Origin of the sequence: Halobacteriovorax marinus SJ, assembly GCF_000210915.2 — a bacterium.
GTDB lineage: Bacteria > Bdellovibrionota > Bacteriovoracia > Bacteriovoracales > Bacteriovoracaceae > Halobacteriovorax > Halobacteriovorax marinus.
Genome location: NC_016620.1, coordinates 1,139,263 through 1,159,573 on the forward strand (window position 1 = coordinate 1,139,263; position 20,311 = coordinate 1,159,573).

20 protein-coding genes are annotated in these 20,311 nt (G+C 37.3%); 9 read left to right on the top strand and 11 right to left on the bottom strand.

Features of this window, described 5'->3' with window-relative positions:
- Positions 1-5: 5 nt before the first annotated feature.
- From BMS_RS05660 to BMS_RS05670, 3 genes are all read right to left on the bottom strand, one after another.
- On the bottom strand, positions 6-626 hold the full coding sequence (locus tag BMS_RS05660; RefSeq protein WP_014243840.1) for a glutathione S-transferase family protein: 621 nt from the start codon (positions 624-626) through the stop codon (positions 6-8).
- 51 nt (positions 627-677) lie between these two features.
- The gene (locus BMS_RS05665) at positions 678-1,148 is read right to left on the bottom strand and encodes a hypothetical protein (RefSeq protein ID WP_014243841.1); all 471 of its coding nucleotides are present in this window, start codon (positions 1,146-1,148) and stop codon (positions 678-680) included.
- A gap of 120 nt (positions 1,149-1,268) precedes the next feature.
- The gene (locus BMS_RS05670) at positions 1,269-1,886 is read right to left on the bottom strand and encodes a hypothetical protein (RefSeq protein WP_014243842.1); all 618 of its coding nucleotides are present in this window, start codon (positions 1,884-1,886) and stop codon (positions 1,269-1,271) included.
- Positions 1,887-1,997: 111 nt separating this feature from the next.
- Here BMS_RS05670 and BMS_RS05675 point away from each other — a divergent pair, with 111 nt between their 5' ends.
- Entirely contained in the window at positions 1,998-2,924 is a 927-nt protein-coding gene (locus BMS_RS05675) for a glutaminase (RefSeq protein ID WP_014243843.1), read from the top strand.
- Here the strand turns inward: BMS_RS05675 and BMS_RS05680 are convergent.
- The 4 genes from BMS_RS05680 to BMS_RS05695 all read right to left on the bottom strand — a co-directional run bounded on the left by BMS_RS05680 (position 2,921) and on the right by BMS_RS05695 (position 9,061).
- Positions 2,921-5,425: a methyl-accepting chemotaxis protein gene (locus BMS_RS05680; RefSeq protein ID WP_014243844.1), complete on the bottom strand. Its 2,505-nt coding sequence runs from the start codon at positions 5,423-5,425 to the stop codon at positions 2,921-2,923. The genes BMS_RS05675 and BMS_RS05680 overlap by 4 nt on opposite strands.
- A 100-nt stretch (positions 5,426-5,525) precedes the next feature.
- Positions 5,526-7,028: a potassium/proton antiporter gene (locus BMS_RS05685; RefSeq protein WP_044557332.1), complete on the bottom strand. Its 1,503-nt coding sequence runs from the start codon at positions 7,026-7,028 to the stop codon at positions 5,526-5,528.
- Between the two features lie 75 nt (positions 7,029-7,103).
- Positions 7,104-7,934, bottom strand: a complete 831-nt coding sequence (gene fghA, locus BMS_RS05690) for an S-formylglutathione hydrolase (protein ID WP_014243846.1) — start codon at positions 7,932-7,934, stop codon at positions 7,104-7,106.
- Positions 7,935-7,948: 14 nt separating this feature from the next.
- Positions 7,949-9,061, bottom strand: a complete 1,113-nt coding sequence (locus BMS_RS05695) for an S-(hydroxymethyl)glutathione dehydrogenase/class III alcohol dehydrogenase (RefSeq protein WP_014243847.1) — start codon at positions 9,059-9,061, stop codon at positions 7,949-7,951.
- Between the two features lie 83 nt (positions 9,062-9,144).
- Between BMS_RS05695 and BMS_RS05700 the strand changes: the two genes are divergently transcribed.
- From BMS_RS05700 to BMS_RS05715, 4 genes are read left to right on the top strand one after another with little or no spacing between them, the layout of a single operon-like run.
- Positions 9,145-10,038, top strand: coding sequence for a LysR substrate-binding domain-containing protein (locus BMS_RS05700; protein WP_044557333.1), 894 nt, complete (start codon positions 9,145-9,147; stop codon positions 10,036-10,038).
- A complete protein-coding gene (locus BMS_RS05705) occupies positions 10,035-10,370 on the top strand; it encodes a DOPA 4,5-dioxygenase family protein (protein WP_014243849.1) in 336 nt (111 codons plus the stop codon). Before BMS_RS05700 ends, BMS_RS05705 begins: the two co-directional genes overlap by 4 nt.
- Positions 10,370-11,284: a JmjC domain-containing protein gene (locus BMS_RS05710; RefSeq protein ID WP_014243850.1), complete on the top strand. Its 915-nt coding sequence runs from the start codon at positions 10,370-10,372 to the stop codon at positions 11,282-11,284. The genes BMS_RS05705 and BMS_RS05710 overlap by 1 nt, the downstream gene beginning before the upstream one ends.
- The gene (locus BMS_RS05715) at positions 11,277-12,485 is read left to right on the top strand and encodes a BaiN/RdsA family NAD(P)/FAD-dependent oxidoreductase (RefSeq protein ID WP_014243851.1); all 1,209 of its coding nucleotides are present in this window, start codon (positions 11,277-11,279) and stop codon (positions 12,483-12,485) included. Before BMS_RS05710 ends, BMS_RS05715 begins: the two co-directional genes overlap by 8 nt.
- Here BMS_RS05715 and truD read toward each other — a convergent pair.
- Positions 12,472-13,503, bottom strand: a complete 1,032-nt coding sequence (gene truD / locus BMS_RS05720; RefSeq protein WP_014243852.1) for a tRNA pseudouridine(13) synthase TruD — start codon at positions 13,501-13,503, stop codon at positions 12,472-12,474. The genes BMS_RS05715 and truD overlap by 14 nt on opposite strands.
- Positions 13,503-14,666 carry a hypothetical protein gene (locus BMS_RS05725; protein ID WP_157868247.1) on the bottom strand — a complete coding sequence of 388 codons (1,164 nt, stop codon included), beginning with the start codon at positions 14,664-14,666 and terminating at the stop codon, positions 13,503-13,505. Before BMS_RS05725 ends, truD begins: the two co-directional genes overlap by 1 nt.
- A 95-nt stretch (positions 14,667-14,761) precedes the next feature.
- On the opposite strand from BMS_RS05725, the gene BMS_RS05730 reads away from it, so the two are divergent.
- Entirely contained in the window at positions 14,762-15,361 is a 600-nt protein-coding gene (locus BMS_RS05730; RefSeq protein ID WP_014243854.1) for a ChaN family lipoprotein, read from the top strand.
- On the opposite strand, the gene BMS_RS05735 is transcribed toward BMS_RS05730, so the two are convergent.
- Together BMS_RS05735 and BMS_RS05740 are read right to left on the bottom strand one after the other, a co-directional pair.
- Positions 15,342-16,472, bottom strand: coding sequence for an NnrS family protein (locus BMS_RS05735; RefSeq protein WP_044557335.1), 1,131 nt, complete (start codon positions 16,470-16,472; stop codon positions 15,342-15,344). The two genes, BMS_RS05730 and BMS_RS05735, sit on opposite strands and share 20 nt — an antisense overlap.
- A 71-nt stretch (positions 16,473-16,543) precedes the next feature.
- Positions 16,544-16,966, bottom strand: coding sequence for a hypothetical protein (locus BMS_RS05740; protein WP_014243856.1), 423 nt, complete (start codon positions 16,964-16,966; stop codon positions 16,544-16,546).
- Positions 16,967-17,209: 243 nt separating this feature from the next.
- Between BMS_RS05740 and BMS_RS05745 the strand changes: the two genes are divergently transcribed.
- From BMS_RS05745 to BMS_RS05755, 3 genes are all read left to right on the top strand, one after another.
- Positions 17,210-18,748: a hypothetical protein gene (locus BMS_RS05745; protein ID WP_014243857.1), complete on the top strand. Its 1,539-nt coding sequence runs from the start codon at positions 17,210-17,212 to the stop codon at positions 18,746-18,748.
- Positions 18,749-18,800: 52 nt separating this feature from the next.
- Complete coding sequence (locus BMS_RS17905; protein WP_014243858.1) at positions 18,801-19,415, top strand: FKBP-type peptidyl-prolyl cis-trans isomerase; 615 nt, start codon at positions 18,801-18,803, stop codon at positions 19,413-19,415.
- Positions 19,416-19,578: 163 nt separating this feature from the next.
- Positions 19,579-20,271, top strand: a complete 693-nt coding sequence (locus tag BMS_RS05755; RefSeq protein ID WP_014243859.1) for a hypothetical protein — start codon at positions 19,579-19,581, stop codon at positions 20,269-20,271.
- The last annotated feature ends 40 nt before the right edge of the window (positions 20,272-20,311 follow it).

A 20,311-nucleotide genomic window follows, 5' to 3' on the forward strand; every position in this document is an offset into this window, starting at 1 on the left:
ACTTCCTAATTAAAGTACTTTTGACATTCAACGATAGACTCTCTCTTTGAGATCATATCTCTCCATTTTAGAGTATTTGGGAATTCGCTAAGATCCATTTCAAGAGCAATCGTTTGTTCAATATAAGCGTAGGCGTAAATATCGGCTATACTCAATTCATTGGAAGCTATAAACTCTCTCTTTGAAAGCTCTCCTTCTAGGACTTTCATTTGCTGTGAAATAAACTTCTCTGCTTCTTCGCAAGTTTCTTTAACAGGGCTACCAATACCAAGAAATGGTCTGAGGATCTTTTCAAAGAAGAGTGTATTAAGCCATCTTCCGAGGTGGTTCGTGAAAAATTCCATCCACTGATCGACTTGGGCATATTCAAATTTTTCTTTTGGGGCAAGGGGTGTATCAACGAGTGTTGCGATATATCTACATATTGCGCCTGATTCAAAGAGATACTTTCCATCGTGCTCTAGAACAGGAACCTTTCCAACAGGGTTCATCTTTAGGAACTCTGGGCTACGATTTTCTCTCTTCATTAAATCGACTTTAACGAATTCAAAGTCTAGACCTAGTTCTTTGGCCAGGTAGACAACTTTCTTATTATTTTGGGAATTGAAACCATAGATTTTCAGCATATAAAACTCCTTTTGAGGAATTCTATAGCTGAAAAATGATAAGGGCCAGTTCTACATGCAATATGAATAGTCTAGTTCTTTAACATCCTTAGACCATCCTCTAAATCCAAGCTTAGTATTAAACATTTTTTCGAGGGCCTCTTCAATTAAGTCTAGATCTGTTCTTCTTAGAAGGTGAAATCTACTCTCATAACATGAAATATTATATTTTTGCTTTTCTCTTTTAATGAGGTCGTAATGGGTTTGAACACTAGCATTTAATATGTCACTAGTTCTAAATCTTACATATTCTCCATCTAGAATAAATTCATCTAGATATAGTGAGTCTAGTAGTCTGACTTCTGTCGAGCTCATTTGATCACATAACTCAGCTTCAGGATTCTCTTCTTTAATTTCTTGAATTCTTTCATTTACAGCTTTCTTATAACAACTAATAAATTTCTCTGGAGTTAATTCGAAAGCATAGATTGATGTTGAAGTCATAAAGATAGAAGCAAGAATCAGTGCTTTTTTGATATTCATAGTCGTCCTCTGGTTTTTAGTTTTTATTCATATTAGCAGAGGATTTGATAGAGGTGATTTTCTTTGAAAGTATTTTAGAGGCCGTCAAGATTCTAGACGGCCATCCGTTATTTCAGTAGCTTATCTCTTGAGACGATAAGGCATCTGAGTTTTTGAATTAATCGCAGCGCTTGTAGAGAGTAGGTTTGAAATCTTCTCTCCATCGGCCATTAGGAAGATCGTCACTTGCGAAGGATATGGGTAGTATTTGAAGCTAAAGACAATATTTTCAACTTGTCTCTCAAACTTACTAATATTAAAGCTAGTATCTCCACCTCTAAAATTACCAAGATCCCAGATCTTAAATGAGATGGCCCTCTTAAATTGGTTGGCCCAACCCACGCTATACTTAGCGTCTTTAATCTCAAAAACTATCTCACTCATACACTCTTTAGTTGGCTTAAATAGTCCTTTAACCTCTAGGTACTTAGTATTTTTAAGTTCTAGCGTATGCCTTGTAAGACCATTACTTAGCTTTTTATTCTTAATAGGAAGGTCATATTTCTTATAATTTGTCTTATATTCAGCTGAGTCACTCCAGTTTGGAACTTCATAGCGACATGCCTGTTGGAGAGTAGCGCTAAAGTTAAGATCACCACTATTAGAGTAGAATTCAGTCTTGAATGGATGAACAATTGTCGAGGCGGCAAATGTATTAAATCCAATAAAGATTGTAGCAATTAAGATTATGGCCTTCATATAATTTCCTTTTTTTGGTATATAAGCATTTATAATTGACTTCGTTAATACTTAATTAAGCCCATGAAAAAAAAACAATGATATTAAGAAAGCTTTTCAGATAATGTATGAATGCTTCAGGAGTTAAATGTGCAAGATATCTTGGATAGAGTAGAGAAGAATATTCAGCAGTACTTTGGTATGGGTGAAGTCGCTAATTATATACCAGAGTTGGCAAAAATAGACCCTAAGCAATTTGCTATGACTGTCGCTACGGTTGATGGGCGTATTTACTCGTGCGGAAGTAGTGATAAGCTTTTCTCAATTCAAAGTATTTCCAAGGTCTTTGTACTCACTATGGCAATGAATGTCCTACAAGATGAGTTGTGGGAGAGAGTCGGTAAGGAGCCCTCTGGCTCTGCATTCAATTCGCTCGTTCAATTAGAGACGGAGCAAGGTATTCCTAGAAACCCTTTTATTAACGCTGGAGCTCTAGTCACAACAGATGCCATCATTCAAAGATTTACCAATGCTTATGATGAAATCTTAAACTTTGTCAGAGACTTGAGCCAAAATGAGAGTATTGAATTTGATAAGAATGTAGCACTATCTGAGTTTCAGCATAGTGAGAGAAACTCAGCTCTTGCATACTTTATGAAGAGTTTTGGAAATATTGAGTCGGACCCAATTCAACTCTTAGATGTATACTTTCATCACTGCTCTATTGCGATGAACACTGTTGACCTAGCTAAGGCCTTTCTTTTCTTGGCCAATGGAGGAGTCAATCCTGCGACTGGGAAGAGAGTAGTGACAAGTTTAAAGGCGAAGAGGGTTAACTCTTTAATGCTCACTTGTGGACTCTATGACAACGTTGGGGATTTTGCTTACAGGGTTGGTCTACCAGCGAAGAGTGGTGTTGGCGGTGGAATAGTAGCGGTTCTTCCAGGAGAGTTCTCCGTTGCGGTTTGGTCTCCTGAGCTTAATCTATCAGGTAATTCGCTCATAGGGACTAAGGCCCTAGAGCTATTTACCAATTATACAGAAAAATCTATTTTCTAGATAATATCTTCAAATCTATCATCATCAGCAGAAGGGATACCGTTGATTAAAGCAGTGTTAGAAGTTGATTCTTTTGGAGCACTCTTTGAAATTGGTGCAATATTCTCTTCCTTTCTTTCAACGACTTTTCTCTCTTCTACTTTTTCTACTTTTCTTGAAGAAGTGTCTACACTCTTTTTAAGAAGCTTTAAGTCTGGTTTCTTCTTTTCTTCTCTCTTAGAAGGTCTAGACTTTTCTTTTCTCTTATCGATGATTTTTGTATCTCTAGTACCATGAACAATCTCTTCCATATCTAGTACAATATTAGATAGGATATCTGACTGAGCTCTAAGCTCTTCGGCCCTTACTGATGATTGTCCTGCCACTTCAGAGTTCTGCTGTGTAGCCGTATCAATTTCTTGAATCGCTTGAGTGATTTCATGAACACCTTGAGCCTGCTCTCCAGAAGAGCGTGCAATTTCTGTAACGGATTGATCAACAACTTCAAAGCTATTGAGTACTTCATCTAGGATTGACTCACACTCACTAGATTTTTCGATCCCATCCTCTACATTCTTCTTTGCAGAAACGAGGATTCTCTCCATTTGCTCTTTAGAGCTTTGAACAATATGGCTTACTTTTTGAGTACTATCTTCTAGTAGGAGACCGATATCAGCTGCAGCTTTACCAGACATTGAAGCGAGGTTACCTACTTCTTCTGCGACAACTGCAAATCCTTTCCCTTGTTCACCAGCTCTTGCCGCTTCTACTGAGGCATTGAAAGAGAGGAGTTTTGTTTGAAAAACGATGTCGTTAATAACTTTCGTCTTATCTGCAATCTCTTGAATCACTTTATTAATATCTTCAATCTTTTCATTATTAGTATCAACACCTTTAACGACATCTTCGTTACTTTGGTGAATGAGCTCAATGATTCTCTTCACTTCTGCTACAGACATCTTTCCTTGGTTTGCTTTTTCTCTACTTTCTTGACTAAGCTTAGAGGCCTTTTGTGCAGATTCAGAACTTCTTGTCACCATAGCAGAGATTTCACTGATAGAAGATGAGGTTTCTTGAACACTTGCTGCCAGTTGATCTGTAGTTGTTGAAAGTTCTGTAGAACCTTCTGCAATACTAGTACTACTTCCAAGTACATTTGATGCGCCATCTTTGAGTTTAACTCCAATTGCTGTAATCTTATTAGCAAGAGTAGTTGAGAGAGTGAGTGAAAATAAAATAATGACAACAGCTGATACACCTACAATTGTTAGCATTAAATTTCTAAGTAAGACCACTGATTCATAGGCCTCTTCTTTTGATATTTTACTAATAACAAACCAAGAGAGTTCATCAACATTAATTTTTTGAACTGCTGCGATTTGCTCTTTATTAAACATATCAGTGTAATATAGTACTGCTGGCGTTGCTGCTTTTACTGCGTTAGAAATATTCTCACTTCCCATCTTGTAGGCAAGGGCAGTTGTTCCCTGAGTTTCAATAAATTGAAGGTCATCTTTATTGTAGTTAATTGATGCAAGTTTTTTAGAAAAGCCTAACTTATCTTCGTGTAGACTTCTTGAGATTGATCTCTCGACTAAGTCACTTCCTAGGATAACATTTTCACCAGTCATTCCTAGTCCATGGTTTTTCCAGTTGAAATTTCCTGTCGTGATAGTGTTGTACTTATCAACTGGAACTTGGAAAATGAGTGAACCAACAATTTGACCATCTAGCTTTATACTGTGAGCAACAAATTGTGCTGGAGCATTAAAGCTTGGCCAGTATTTTTGAATATCTGTAATAATGGCCTTGTCATGGTTTTTTAGTGAAGCAAAGTACGCCTTAGAGATAGGTGAGTTCTTGTATAACTCATTACTAAGATTTGCTGCAAAATCACCTTCCTTATATGTTGAGTAAATAATTGTATTCGTCTCGGCATCTACAATGAAAATATCGTAGTAATTATAATTCTTAGAATACTTTAAGAAGTCAGCGTGAAACTTACTATGGGCCTTTGAATAGCTTGATTCTCCAGCGGACATTTGCTTATATTTCTCTCCAATAGGGTGAGAGTTTCTAAGAACAAAGTCTCTTTGTAGAAGAAGAGAGTTATCAGATAGAGTACCAGATATTTTCTTTGCATCTAATTGATAAGTATTCTTGGCATTAAAATCTTTTATAAAACCTTTGGTGTAGTAAGACTCTAGATCCAACTTCGCTTGGTAGGCGTCAGCATCATAGACTTCTTGTGAGTAGAGATTGTATCCCTCTTTTAAGTTGATGTAGGCACCAGTTGTGAGTCCACTTTCAGCTAGATCTTTAACTTGAGTCTTCATAATGGTAATCATATCTTCAACTTGAAATGACTTTGACTCTCTAATTGCCACTAACTTCTCTTTAATTTCCACTTCAAGACTCTTAGATGAGTTCTTAAATGATAAAACTCCGATAATTGTTGCTGGAACAAGTCCTGCAATTAAGAAGCTTAGAATGAGTTTATTCTTTAAAGAGAGTTTTTTCACATTGAATTCCTAGTTGAAAATATCTGTACTAAATTTTATCGTCACAACTTGAACAAAGTTTTAATATTTGTGGAGGAAATTATGTATTTCTTAAGGAAGACTAACTTGCAGTAATTTCAATACTTTCTGGAGCAGTTTTGTCGAATTTAAAGTGAGTCATAGAGCTTTCTAGCTCATCCTTTTCAGACGTCACCATGAGAATCTTATCTTTTGCTTTAAATGATGTTGAGCCATCCGGAATGATGAATCCACCACTTCTTTTTATAAAAAGTATGACCGTCCCCTTAGGGAGTCCCAGGTCCACAACACGCTTTTCTACAGCAAAGTCTGTGTCCTCAATCATAAACTCTCTAATACCATTCTTTGTTTTCTCTATAACTTCTAGATCAATAGGAAAGTCAGGGTCAATAATAGACTCAATAAGTAGGTTTAACTTCTTAGCAAGTAGCTTTACTGTGGAGCCTTGAACTAGAGCAGAGATAATGACCGTAAAGAAGACTAAGTCAAAAATGAAGTTCGCTTCTTTTCCAACATTCATTGCCACTAAACTGGCGAAGACAATAGGAGTCGCTCCTTTTAGTCCCGCCCATGAAATGAGGAGCTTTTCTCTATAGTCAAAACGAGAGAACATTAAACAAATAAATACAATGGCCGGTCTGGCAATAATAATACTAAATACTGCGAGCATGGCCCCACTGGAAGCGATCTCTAAGAGTCTTGAAGGGAAGACTAGTAATCCTAAAAGAATGAAGAGACCAATTTGAAAGAGCCACGAAATTCCATCAAAGAATGAAGTAAGTATTTGCTTGTGGATGATTCTCTCATTACCAACTTTTAGTCCAAAGATGTAAACAGCGAGGAAGCCGTTTCCATGAAAGGAAGTGACGAGTGAGTAATTTAAAAAGAGAAAACCAAGGGCAAGGGCAGGGTAGAGACCTTGAAAGTCGAGTTCAACTTTATCATTAATCAATTTGAATATTTTAAAGAAGGCATAGCCTCCAATAATACCAAAGAGTGGATTTACAATAAAAGAGATGAGTGAGTTCATCTGGCTGGTTTCGATATCTGCCTGGTAGAGACCAAGAAAGATTGTAACGAGTAGGTAGGCCATAGGATCGTTACTTCCCGATTCAAGTTCTAGAAGTGACTTTACTCTTTTTGGAACCTGAGCATTTCTATCTCTTAGAACTGTAAATACGGCCGCGGCATCTGTGGAAGAGAGAATCGCACCAATAAGAAAGGACTCGAAGAGATTAATGTGGAAGAGATAGTGACAAAAGACACCGATCATACCTGTGGTTAAGAGAATTCCAAGAGTCGAGAGTACGACTCCAGACTTCATAACTGGCCTAATATCTGAAATTTTTGTTAAGAGTCCACCTGTAAAGATAATAAGACAGATGGCCACGAGAGAGAGGGAGTGGGTGAGCTCATAATTCTCGTAATCAATTCCTCCAATACCCTCACTACCTGAGATCATTCCTACAAAAAGGAAGAGAACTAGAATTGGAAGTCCAAATTTACTTAAAGATTTACTCATCACTACACTTAGCAGTAATAATATTGATCCAATAAGTAATGTATTATTTAAAACGACTTCCACAATTTTCCTGTCGGTAAATTCTGGAAAATATTAACATATTTTATGCAATGGTGCTCTTTTTAAGAGCACCATTCGTTATTTATTCAAGAGACTAAGGTGATGATTAATGTGATCAGGTAGAAAACTTGCGATAAAGTAGTAGCTATGATCAAAATCTTTTCTAAAGTTTAACTTTAAAGATTGATCAACTTTATCACATGCCTGAATGAAATTGTCGGATAAGAGTTCTTTCTCTAGGAATTCGTCATCAAGACCCTGATCAATAAGAATTGTATCCGATCGATTGTGACCACTTTTTACGAGAAGAGTGGCATCATATCTACCTCCCTCAGTCTCTGGGTTTTCAAGATAGCCAGAGAAGGCCTTTTGTCCCCAAGGGCACTTTGTTGGATTTACAATAGGTGAGAAGGCCGAAACACTTGTGAATAACTCTTTTTCATTCAGAGAAAGAACTAGCGCTCCATGACCACCCATTGAGTGACCCATTATTGAAATCTTCTTTATATTAAAACTAGCTTTTAAAATTTGAACGATTTCAACACTGATATAATCATACATTTTATAATGATCTTTATATCCTGGAGTCGTGGCATTTAAATAGAAGCCAGCACCTGATCCAAAGTCATAACTCTCGTGTTCGCCCTCTAAATTAAGCCCTCTAGGGGAAGTATCTGGGCAAATAATCATTGTATTAGTATCAGATAGAAGAGGCTGAACTCCTGCCTTTGTAATAAAGTTTTCTTCATTACAAGTAAGGCCCGAGAGCCAAATAATAGCATTTTCAATTTTATTATCTGGCTCATAAGTTGAGAAATTCATCTCAGTTCCTGTTACAACAGAATTATGACTATAGAATTTAGTAAATCCTTTAAAGCTTCTATGTTTCTTCTTTAAGTTTACAATCATAGCTTGTTTCCTACTTATTCAAAATCAATTACTGTTCTAATACTCTTTCCTTCGTGCATAAGATCGAAGGCTTTATTTATTTCTTCTAGTGGAAGCTTGAATGTGACTAAGTCATCGAGGTTAATTTCTCCACTCATATACTTATCAACATAGCCTGGAAGCTCTGTTCTACCTTTAACTCCACCAAAAGCCGTTCCTCTCCATACTCGACCTGTTACAAGTTGGAATGGTCTTGTACTAATTTCTTTACCAGCTCCTGCAACACCGATAATAATTGATTCTCCCCATCCTTTGTGACAACACTCAAGAGCGGCCCTCATGAGGTCAACATTACCAATACATTCAAATGAGTAATCAACTCCACCTTCTGTGAGCTCTACGATAACTTCTTGAATCGGTTTGTCGTACTTCTTTGGATTAATAAAGTCTGTTGCACCAAATTTCTTGGCCATCTCAAATTTATCTTCATTGATATCAATACAGATAATCTTTGATGCTTTAGCCATTTTTGCACCTTGTACAACAGAGAGTCCAATTCCACCAAGTCCAAAGACAGCAATAGTCGCTCCCTCTTCAACTTTAGCAGTATTTAATACAGCGCCAATTCCCGTCGTGACTCCACAACCGAGAAGACAAACCTTATCAAGAGGTGCAGACTTGTCGATTTTTGCTAGGGCAATTTCTGGAACGACTGTGTACTCTGCAAATGTTGATGTACCCATGTAATGAAAAATTGGTTTTCCATCTTTAGAAAAACGACTTGTTCCATCTGGCATAAGTCCTCGCCCTTGAGTCTCTCTAATTCTTTGGCAGAGGTTTGTTTTTCCTGAAGTACAGAATTTACACTCACCACACTCTGGTGTGTAAAGTGGGATAACGTGATCACCAACAGCTAGAGTTGTCACACCTTCTCCAACTTCTGTGACAATTCCGCCACCTTCGTGTCCAAGAATCACAGGGAATAATCCTTCTGGATCTTCTCCTGAGAGAGTATAAGCGTCAGTGTGACAAACACCTGAGGCGATAACTTTAATAAGAACTTCACCTTTTTTTGGTCCTTCTAGATCAACTTCTTCGATACTGAGAGGTTGCTTTGGTCCCCAAGCTACTGCTGCTTTAACTTTCATATTTTTCTCCTGTGATTAAATTCAACTAAATTATACTATCACTTAGTTGACATTAGTTTACTATGGTGACAGAGTGTTTCCATATGGAAACAATGCGAGTTATATCTTCACTTTCAGTCTTTGAGAAAGTGGCCAAGAATCAAAGTTATTCCCTTGCTGCCAAAGAGATGGGAGTCTCTAAGGCCTATGTGAGTAAAATAATCACCAGTTTAGAAGAGGAATTTGGTGAGAAGCTCTTTATAAGATCTACTAGAAAGGTGAAACTTTCCTATTTGGGAGAAGAGTTACTTGCAAAGTGCTCAAGCCCGTTGAATATTCTGGAATCAATCAGTGAGAGCTTGGCCAACAGATCTCCAACGCCTAAGGGTGTATTCAAGGTTTCCCTCGCCGGAGCATATGGAGAGGATTATATCGCTCCTGTTCTCTTTAAAATGGCCAAAGAATATCCAGATCTAAAGGTAGATATCTCATTTTCAACTCGAAACGTAGACTTACTCGATGAAAACGTAGATGTGGCCATTAGAGTGGGAGATCTCGCTGACTCAAATCTCTATGCTAGGAAAATATCCTTTAGAAGAGAGTATATTTGTGCCACGAAGAAGTACGTTAAACTAAATGGTGAACCAAAATCCCCTAAGGAGTTAAAGGAATTTAATTGCTTGATGGGAGTAGGTGACTATTGGTCCTTTATTATCAAAAAGAAAGTAGAGAGGATAAAGCTCAGTGGAAATATTCGCTCTGATAATGGTAGAGTGCTTCTAAAAGCCGCACTAGATAGTATTGGTTTAGTGAAACTTCCCGATGTCTACGTGAAAGAGTATATTGATAGTGGTAAGCTTCTTAGCGTCTTAGACTCGTATCTCGCAAAAGAGATACCAATTTGGGCAGTAACCCATACGAGAAAGAAAGACTCTGTGAACTTGCAGCACTTTCTTGATCTATTAGAAGAATTTTTAAAACGAGAGAAGAGTTTATGAATGTTAAAGAATACCATGCACACCTATATTACAGTGAAGAGAATTTAGAAGTCGCCAAGCAGGTTGTAGAGAAGGCCAGAGAGTTTGGTCTATTTTCAATCGGAAGAATTCACGAAAGGCTTGTTGGTCCACATCCTATGTGGAGTTGCCAGCTACTTTTTAAAAATGATGAACTTCCAAAGGCGATGCCTTGGATATTAGAGAATAGAGAGGGGCTGATTATATTCATGCACCCAGATACTGGAAATGATCTAGAAGATCATACCGATCATGCTATTTGGATTGGTGGTAAAGTCGATCTTAATTTAGAAGTATTTAAGAGAGGAAATTAGTGTTTCACTTTTTAAGTCGACTTCTACCAAAAGAAGAAATTAATAAATTAATGAAAAGTGTAATGAGTAATGAAGTTTACTCATACAATGGTACATCTGAATATTTTAATGAGTTAAAGAATCTTCCTAAATTTTCATCGGTGACAAATTTTCTAGACCACTGGACTGGGGAAGTAGATGTTCACTTACTTGATCTAAAAGATGAAGCGAGTACTAAGAAAGTCTCTACCCATGAGGCCATGAGTTACTATGATCAAGGGATGGGCCTTCTCTTTAATGACCTCAATCTCTTTGATGAGAAAATGCAAGATGACTTGAACCGCTTATGTGGAGACTTTGGTGTTTCAAGAGCAACGATGTCTAGAAACCTAGTCTATGCTACACCTAAGGGTGGGGGGACAGCGACTCACTTTGATCAAAATATAAATTTAGTCCTACAATTAAAAGGTCGAAAGTCATGGTGGCTAAAAGAAAATGAATGTGTAAGAAACCCTCTTACAAGACATACTCTAGGAACAATTTCTGATCCTGAACTCTCAAGTTATATTGATTCTCCTTTTCCTGATTCAATTAAGTACGATGAGGAATACGAACTCAGCGAGGGGAGTCTTCTCTTCGTTCCAAAGGGACATTGGCATAAGACCCATGCTCATGACGATTCTCTGGCCTTGAACTTTACATTCTCACTACCTTCGTGGGTTGATATTCTCTCTATGGCCCTTAGGGCAAGGTTGATTCAATCTGAATATTGGAGAGATTCAGTCATTGGCCTAAATAGTGAAACTAGTGCAAAGGAAAAACTCTCACTCTTTGAGACTCTACTCGATTCTCTAAAGAGTGATATTCAATCTTGGGACGCTGGAGAGATTCTTTCTTTTATCGAGTTTTCCGAAGGCGAAGAGAGCAATGAGTAAAGAAGTTCATATTGTTGGAGCAGGTCCAAGTGGGCTCTACTGCGCTTATTTATTACTTGAGAATGGCTTTGAAGTACACCTCTACGATCAAAAAAGTGGAGTAGGGAAGAAGTTTCTCGTGGCCGGAAATGGTGGGCTAAACCTTACTCACAGTGAAGATCTTGAAAAATTTGTAGAAAAGTATGGTGAGAATACAGCAGTCTTTACAAGACTTATAAGCGAGTTCTCTCCAGAGGACTTAAGAGCATGGTGTAAAGGTCTTGGGGTTGAGACCTTCATTGGTAGTAGTGGTCGAGTGTTTCCAAAAACTCTTAAGGCCGCTCAATTACTTTCTCTATGGCTTGAAAAATTAAAATCATCACCAAAATTTCATCTACACTTAAAACATAAACTCACTTCAATCACTAAAGATGGAGAGTTAAGTTTTTATGTTGATGAGAAAAGTATAGATATTAAAACCACTGATACTATTCTCTGTCTTGGTGGAGGAAGTTGGAAGAAGACAGGATCTGATGGACTTTGGGTTAATTTTATAGAAAAGTTAGGAGTCCAGGTAAAAGAGTTTCGCTCTATGAATTGTGGATTTAGCACAGATTGGTCGAAGGAGTTCTTAACTGGTTTTGAAGATGATTACTTAAAGAATATCGCTATTGAGTTTTCGAATCAATCCATACGTGGGGAATTAATGCTCACTTCCTATGGTATTGAAGGGGGTGGGATCTATGCTCATAGCTCTAATATTCAAAAATATCTCCTCGAAAATGGGGAGGCGCAAATATTTTTGGATTTAAAACCTTCTCTATCAAGAGAAGATGTTCTAAAGAAGCTTTCTAAACCTAGAGGAAAGAACTCTCTTAGTAATTTTCTTAGAAAGAGTCTAAATCTCTCAAAGCTTTCAATTAAGTTAATCAGAGAGCTTGTATCTAAAGAAGAATGCCAAGATCAAAATCTCTTAGCAGATAAGATTAAACGTCTTCCTATTACTTTAAGAGAAGCCCGTCCAATTGATGAATCTATCTCCACTGGTGGAGGAGTCATCTTTGATGGACTTGATGAGGATTTTAAAGTTCACGGAACTCATTCTATTTATCTCATAGGTGAGATGTTAGATTGGGAAGCTCCGACAGGTGGTTATCTCTTGCAAGGCTGCTTTTCAATGGCCCACCACACTTCAAAGAGTATTATTTCTAAGTATTCTTAATAAACTCTCTAGCAACAATAGTGGCATAACTTCCTGCAGGTAGAGAAAAAGAGAGTTGAATTGAATCTTCACTTGAATCTATGATTTCTAAGTCATGAAGAGGAAGTCTTGCGATCCTTCTCGTTCCTTGTAACCTAGATTTCTTAAAATCTTCTAATGATACTTCCTCTCTTTTTAGAATTTCTTCTTCTATTTCTTGTGGTGTTCCACTAGGAGAAAGGGCCTTATTTCCAAAGATTGGTCCAGTGTAAGATATAATGAAGTTGTTAAACTCCTCTACACTTTGATTGAAGTCATTAATTTGAAATGTCCTACCTCCTTCAATATTTTGAAGTAAATCACCCTCTAAGATTGTAGAAAAGTCTCCAGATTGAACTCTGTGACTAAGCCATTCATTGAAGAGCTTTGATTGATAGGCCGAGAGATACATTTTCCCCAGCCATCTCTTTTTAACTTTCTTCTTCCCAAGAAGAACTTCCTTTCCTATTAGGGCATTATCTCCTTTCGAACCAAAGCGCTGACTCCCATAGAAATTAGGAATACCTTGCTGTTTTAGCTCTTGGATAATTTTATTAGAGATACTAAGTGGGGAAGAAATTGTATTGGAAATCTTTAGTGTAAATTTATTTCCTTTTAGGTGTCCAATTTTTAATTTATTGCTGTGTCTACCAAGTTCAAGAACTTCAACACCTTCTATTCTTTCTTCGATTAGGTTTTTAATTTCATCTATTGGATAGTTCGCACCTAAAGAAAGTGAGAACCACTGAGTTGTTATGGCCAACTTATCTTTTAATCCAGCATAACCAATATCTTTATCTGATATGTTAAATATTGAAGTTAACTCTCTTTCAATATCTGCAGTTGTGAGCTCTCTTTTTCTTATTAAGAGATAGATATGTTGTCCTTCTCCTGAGGGAAGGTAGAGTGGAATCTCTTCGACAATAAAGTCTTCAGCACTCTCTTTAATCTCTCCACCAATTTTGAGATTTAAGTCACTTATATAGGGAAGGTCTGTCATTAGAATTTAATTCCCGTTACCGGACACTGGAATTCATCGAGAGCTTTAATATACTCAGCTTCAAATTCTTCAAGAGGTCTCATAGCAATTTCACTAAATTTTGAATTCTTTAATTCGTGAACCAGGTCAAAGGCCATAAATGGAGTTAGATCGTCTAGACCATTTTCTAATTCTCTAATCATGGCTCCATGTGCTCTACAATAGCCAAAGGCCTGATCCTGCCTCTTGTATCCATCAAAGAAGGCACAAGCAATCTCGGCCTTTTCTTCTAAAGTTAGCTTTTGACTCTTTCCAAGAGTCTCTCCCCACTGATCCATGAATGGTCCAACTGGGATGAGAAAGTCTGAAGATTTTCTAAGACACTTAGGTTGTCTCATAGACATATGCCTGTGATTCTCTTTAGAGCTAAAGGCCTTATTCACTTTCCCCGTATAAACGAGAATAGGGTCGTATGAATCATTGAGTTCATGACCTAGCTTAAAGATCTTCTTACAAAATGGATCGTCTATATTCATTTCCCATTGAACCATCACTCTGTCGAGATCTCCAAAGTTATGGGCCATAAGAGGAGCTGCTCTTAAGAAGTTTATATGATCTCTATCTTCTCTAAGTTGAAGCATGAGCTTTTCTTCTTTTTCTATCTCGGCCAATATGACTTCTGCGACTTCTTTGGCCAGCTTCTCTTCTTTATATTTTGTTAGAGCACAGAAAGCACCAATGGCAACGCTCAACCAAGTTCCTTCATGTGTACTCATAACTTGATCGTTTACTCTATTGTACGACTTTCTATTGGTAACCTGAGAGTAATCCCAACTCCAAGACTCAATAGTGAGTCTTGCCATTTTTTCGATATGCTTCTTTATGTCCTTGTGTCGCCAAAGACCTTCTCTAATTTGATTGTCCACATCTGTTGGAACAAAGGTTCCCGCAGTACTCCAGTGGGCCGCAAGGCAGATGTGAAAGTACTCAGTGAGATTTATATTTGAGAGTTGCTTTAAATTCTTTTTATAAAATCTCAGCTTTTCTAAATAGGACCTCTCTTTTCCAGAAGTATCTAATTCTCCCTTAAAGAGAAAGGGTGCCGTATTTTCAACGTGCTTGAGTAATATATTGGGAGCAATCCCATCTAATTGAAAACCTGATTTTAATTTTTTCTTTGCCATGGCATCTTCTAACATAGTGATATTAATAAGACACTATCATTGTTCAATTTACACAATCCCTATCTCTTTTTTCTAAACTCTATATAATTGGGCCTATGAAAAGATACTTTTTGGCCATTATTATGCTTATAAGCTTTAGCTCAATCGCTAAGGATTTAAGCTCTTTCTATTTAGAGAGTCGTACTCGAATCCTATTAGCGGGGGAGAGGCACATAAATGATCAAGCACGAGATATCTTTTCAGAGTCCCTAGAGGACTTTAAGCGCAGAGGTGGAGATACCCTAGGGCTTGAAATGGTCGAAAGCCATAAGCAATTTCTTCTTGATAACTTTTTGCAAAAACGCGAGAACTCAGAGTTTAAACTCTATGAATATCTTAGAGTGCGATGGCAATATAATACCGAAAATTATATGAAATTAATTACCAGAGCGAGATCTCTTGATCTTAAACTCTTAGCAATAGACTTGGATAAGAGAAAGAGACCTGCTGAGACAGCTCTATATCCAGTGCCACCTGAAATATCAAAAGTTCGTGCTGCAAGAGAGGCCCATATGGCCAAAGTTCTATGCCAAGCAGAGTTTCAAAGAATAGTTATTATTATTGGTTCATTTCACGCTCTAGATAAATTTCTTCCAACAGCTCTTAGAAAAGAGTGCTACGCTGAATCGGAGAGTATTAATCTCTCAAAGTTATAAACTTTGGAAAGAAGTAGATAAGATAGAGAATAAAAGAAAGCGTCCAAAATCCCATTGAAATATGAAGTAGCGTTCCATCTAGACCGCCCATAAATATAGGGTGGAGAACTCGTACAAAAGCACCAACAAGAATAGAAGTAAATGAGAAGGTGATAAGCTTAGTTGCTTTCATTTCTAAACCTGAGTGTCCTAGTGAAACTCTCGACATCATTCCAATAGCAAATATTCCAAGAGCCCCTGCATAGAGAGCGTGAAAAACGGCCCTCGCCTCAGCTAAATTCTCCATATAAAGAGCAAGGGAATTTAAGAGAAAGTAAAATATAAGCCACAAATGTCCAAGAAAGAGAATCCACAGCATTGGTACTCTAAGTATCTTCTTTGAAAAGTAGAGTTTAAAGCGAATACACAGAAGGAGAAAGCAGATAAAAGAGAGCGTCGTCGTGGCAAACTTTACTCCTAAAATTGTGAGTACTAGCATGGCAAATGAAACTGCTACAATTGTTAAATCTAGCTTCTTATTTTGATGAATGAGTTGAGTTTGAAATTTAGAGTTTACGAAGAAGGGAATAAGTCTTCCTGAGAATATAATTAGAAGAGCAGCAATAATGAATGCCATTAGATGGTAAGCACTTTCTAATAGAAGCTCATGTTCATTAATGGCTCCATAGATAGATAGTAGTTCACTTATAAGTAGCGCCAATAAGAGAGGAAGTGCTATGAAAGCATTTTGAGTTCTTCCAAGAATTAAAAATAATTTTATGATTAGAAAAATAAGTGGAAGAGCACAGAAGAAGTAGATCGAAAGCTCTGATGGTTGAGAAACCATAATCACTCGAGCAAAAATCCACGAAGTAACAAGAAGTAAAGTCCAACCACTGCTAACGGGCTTCACTTGACGCCACTTAGGAGCTGCCGTTAAGAGAAAACCACTAAGGAGTGCACTTGTGAATCCAAATATCATCTCGTGTGCATGCCAAAAGCTCGAGCTTAAGTAGGCTTCGTTTATATAGTAGCCATTAACAAGAATCCCCACGAAATACATGGGGATGAATATTGCTGCTAATGCAGTTAATGTGAAAAAAGGTCTAAAGGGTGCTTGGAGGAAGTACATTGTAATTATCTTTGATTACAGAGTTCTACAATAAAGTCCTCTAGATTATATCATAACCCTTTTAACTATTTCTAGATGATCTCTAGTCCTTGACAGTTAAGGAGTGACTTTTCTCCTCTATTTTCTTTTTTACTACTTAATACAAAAGAAACTGGGATTCCTTCTTCATCAAAATCAACAACTAAAATATATGTCTTAGGCTTTGAACCAAATAACCAACCTCTTAGGTTTCGAGATTCAGAGGGGAGGTTAGATGTATAAAGTCTACCTTCGATAACACCTTCTCTATAAGTCGATGGATGTGTTGTGAACGAGTAATTTGGATTTATCTCAGCACGGAGGTTTTCACTAACTGCAATATTAGTCGTATACTTGGAAGCATTTTCAATAATGAGAAAGCAAGAATCTCCTTTGTCACGACCTTCTAGTATAGTCGTTGAGGCAAAGACTTGAGGTAAGAATGTGAGAGATAAAATGAATACGAAAACTTTCATAATAAGGTTCCTTTAAGGCAAACTTCTTAATTTATTTACTTCTTAGCATCAGGAAAAATTTTATGTAAGCATATGTGTAATATTTGGAGTGGTGGTGATGAGTGTGCATATAATTAACTCTTTATTACAGTGTCAAAACTTTTTATTTGTCTAATTTTTATACGGTCAGTATAAGCAATTATTAGATACTTAGGGCATAAAGTATGGCCCGCATTTTGCTTATTAAGAGATATTGGAGATTTTATGAGAACTATATTAGCACTAGTGGCTTCGAGCTTTTTATTTATTCCTCTTGCTCTTGCTGAGCAAGGTAGTATTAGAGGAACCCTAAAGAAAGTTGGGGATGAAATACATCTAAAGAGCCATGATAAATCAAGAGTGGTGGATATAAGTAAGGATTTTGCTTTTACATTAGACTCTAAGGTTTTGAATTCTCCAAATTATGTCTTCGAATTTATAGGCGATATCACTGATTCAAAAATTGTAACTAAGCAAGCACCAACAATTGTTGCGGGTGATGATGAGCTGGTAGGAATGTTGGAGAAGAAGTCAGACGGCTCTCTTTATATCGGCGATCAAAAAGTTAAATTTGGTAGAACAAAAGAGATTTATAAAATAAGCTTTGATCAGAAATCGAAAGATTCATTTCTTGGGAAGAATATTATTGCTCAGGGAAGTTACACTGATGGCGTTTTTGAAATGAATGCTATTATTCTAGATGATTTAATTTCAGCTAATACTCAAGTTCAATTTGATATCCCACAGGGATTTGAAAGCGACCCTAGAGAGTTTATAGTTGAGGAAATGGCGAAGAATATTCATTCACAATCACCAGTTCCATTTAGAGCGCCAATCTATAATACAAAGAAGGAAATTTATCCTGGAGAGACTGTACTTGTTATCACTTTAAGTGGAAGACAGGGAGATTCTCCAAGTGCGGCAGGGGGACACTTCACTGTTGGTAATGGAATTGTACAAGATGATCTTTCTATAAGAGGAGAAGTTTCAAACTTTTACTTTGAAGGTCCAAAAGAAGTTCTTGCAGGGAATACTGACCTGATAAGTTACTTTGGTCACTTTATTCAAGGGCAACAAAACTATAGACCAACATACACTTTATTTATCTATGGAATTTCAAAAGATAAATTAAAATATGTTAGAGATTACTTAGAGGTTGAAAATCATAAAGTTAGAACTGAGAAAGGCCTAGAGATCACTCCAGGCTATAACTGTACAACAACTTCTAACGACGCTCTTAGAGAGGTTGGAATAAAGGGAGATCATAGAAACTTTTTTAGAACTATCTTTGATGTTCAAAATCTCTCACTTGTTAATCCTCTAAGATACGGTTCAAGACACGCGGGAACAGAGGGAACATTAAATACTCTTAGAACAATTAGTTATGCTCTAAGTGAAGATCCTGAGCACTATGTTCCTAGAGCAGCCTTCAACTCTTACGTAAAAAACTTTACCAAGAAGAAGCGAAATAAAAAGTTAGGAGTAAAGAGAGTTGATTATCTCTTTATGCCACAAACTCCATCGGCTAGACAGATTGGTGGTATGTCTTATGATCAACCTATTAAAGAGGGTAAGAAGGTCATTGACTATGACAAGAAGCGTGAAGCGAGAATCGCTAAAGAAAATAAGGCAAAAGAAATTATGGCCGATGACCAGTCCACACAAGAGCAGAGAGAGTGGGCAGTTGAAGTGCTAGAGAATGAAGTTTCTTTTGCAGAGGATATGAGAAGAGTTAAAGAATTCCTCAACAAAACCATCGATTAGACAATGAAGCGCTCATAATCTATGATGCCCCTTTATTTTATAGGGAGAAATTATGAGCGTAGATTGGAATAAGGTCAGTTACGTACTAGGCCAACAAATTGGAAGTGACTTCAAAGCACAAGGTATTACTGTAGAGCTTGAAGCATTCTTCGATTCTTTTAAAAGTGCATTCAATGGTGAGCCTTCAAACCTCACTGGTCCTGAGATGCAAGAAATCATGCAAAGTTTTCAACAATATATGCAAGCGCAACAAGCTGAGAAGATGCAGGCCGAAGCTAAGATCAACCTTGAAGAAGGCGAAGCATTTCTAGCGAAAAACGCTAAAGAAGACGGAGTTAAGACTCTAGAGAGTGGTCTTCAGTACAGAGTTATTAATGAAGGTTCTGGAAAGTCTCCTTCAAATACTGACACTGTTGAAGCACATTACGAAGGTAAGTTAATTAACGGTAGCGTTTTTGATTCTTCTTACCAAAGAGGACAGACTATCGATTTCCCAGTTAACGGAGTCATTCCTGGTTGGACAGAAGCTCTACAGTTAATGAGCGAAGGGGCCAAGTGGCAACTTTTTATCCCTGCTAAGCTTGCTTACGGTGAAGCCGGTTCTCCTCCAGTAATTCCACCAAACTCTACGCTTCTATTTGATGTAGAGCTTGTTTCAGTAAAATAGTCTTGTACCACTACCCTGAGAATCTTGGGGTAGTGTAACTTTTTCAAATATAACTATCCGAAAATATTGATAAATCTTTTTTTGTTTAGATCCTCTTACATTTTAGACTTCTAGCTGATAGGATGCGTTAATTTTAATCACAACCTTCATAGAGAGAGCTGAGATGAAGATTACCAATCTATTATTCATGAGCGTGCTCCTATTGGGATGCGGGCAAGAAAATGAAATTGCTCCAATTCCAAGTGGACCGCAGAAGAATCAAACCCTAGAGGAATTCGTTGAGGTGAAGGTTCCCATTGATGAGAGTATCAAGGTTGGAAATTACATTTCTTATGAAGAGCCTAAGATTTTACAAATCTCAGGGGATAAGAAGTGTAGCTACTTTATCAAGACTAGAATTGATATTACTGTTGTCGATGTTCCAAATGACAGTATCGAGATTATGCTTACTAAGTCTGAAAGGGCCAACAATAGAAATAACCGAAAATGTCCACCTCACTACGGAGTGAGCGAGTCATTACTTAAGAAGTACTCATTGAATAAATTGATTTCTACTTACCAGCAAAGAGCACTTGAGGCGAGTGATGCAAATATTTTTTGTGAGCACTTAAGTGGTTGCAAGAGTGCACTTTTAAAGAGTTCAAGAGCGGGTAACTACAAGGGAATTAATGCGACCTATAACGTTATTGAGTTTAAAATGAACTCTGGTGAGGAATTTATTAGAAGCTCATGGGTTGCTGAGGATAACTTATTCTTAAATAATTTTTCTTTCAACCTCAAGAAACTTGGCGGTAGACGAATTGTTGATTTTCGTAGAGCGCTAGACTTTTCCATGTCGAATGCTAGGCGAAAATAAGAGAAATTCCCTCGTTCGACTGGTCAAACATATGGATTGA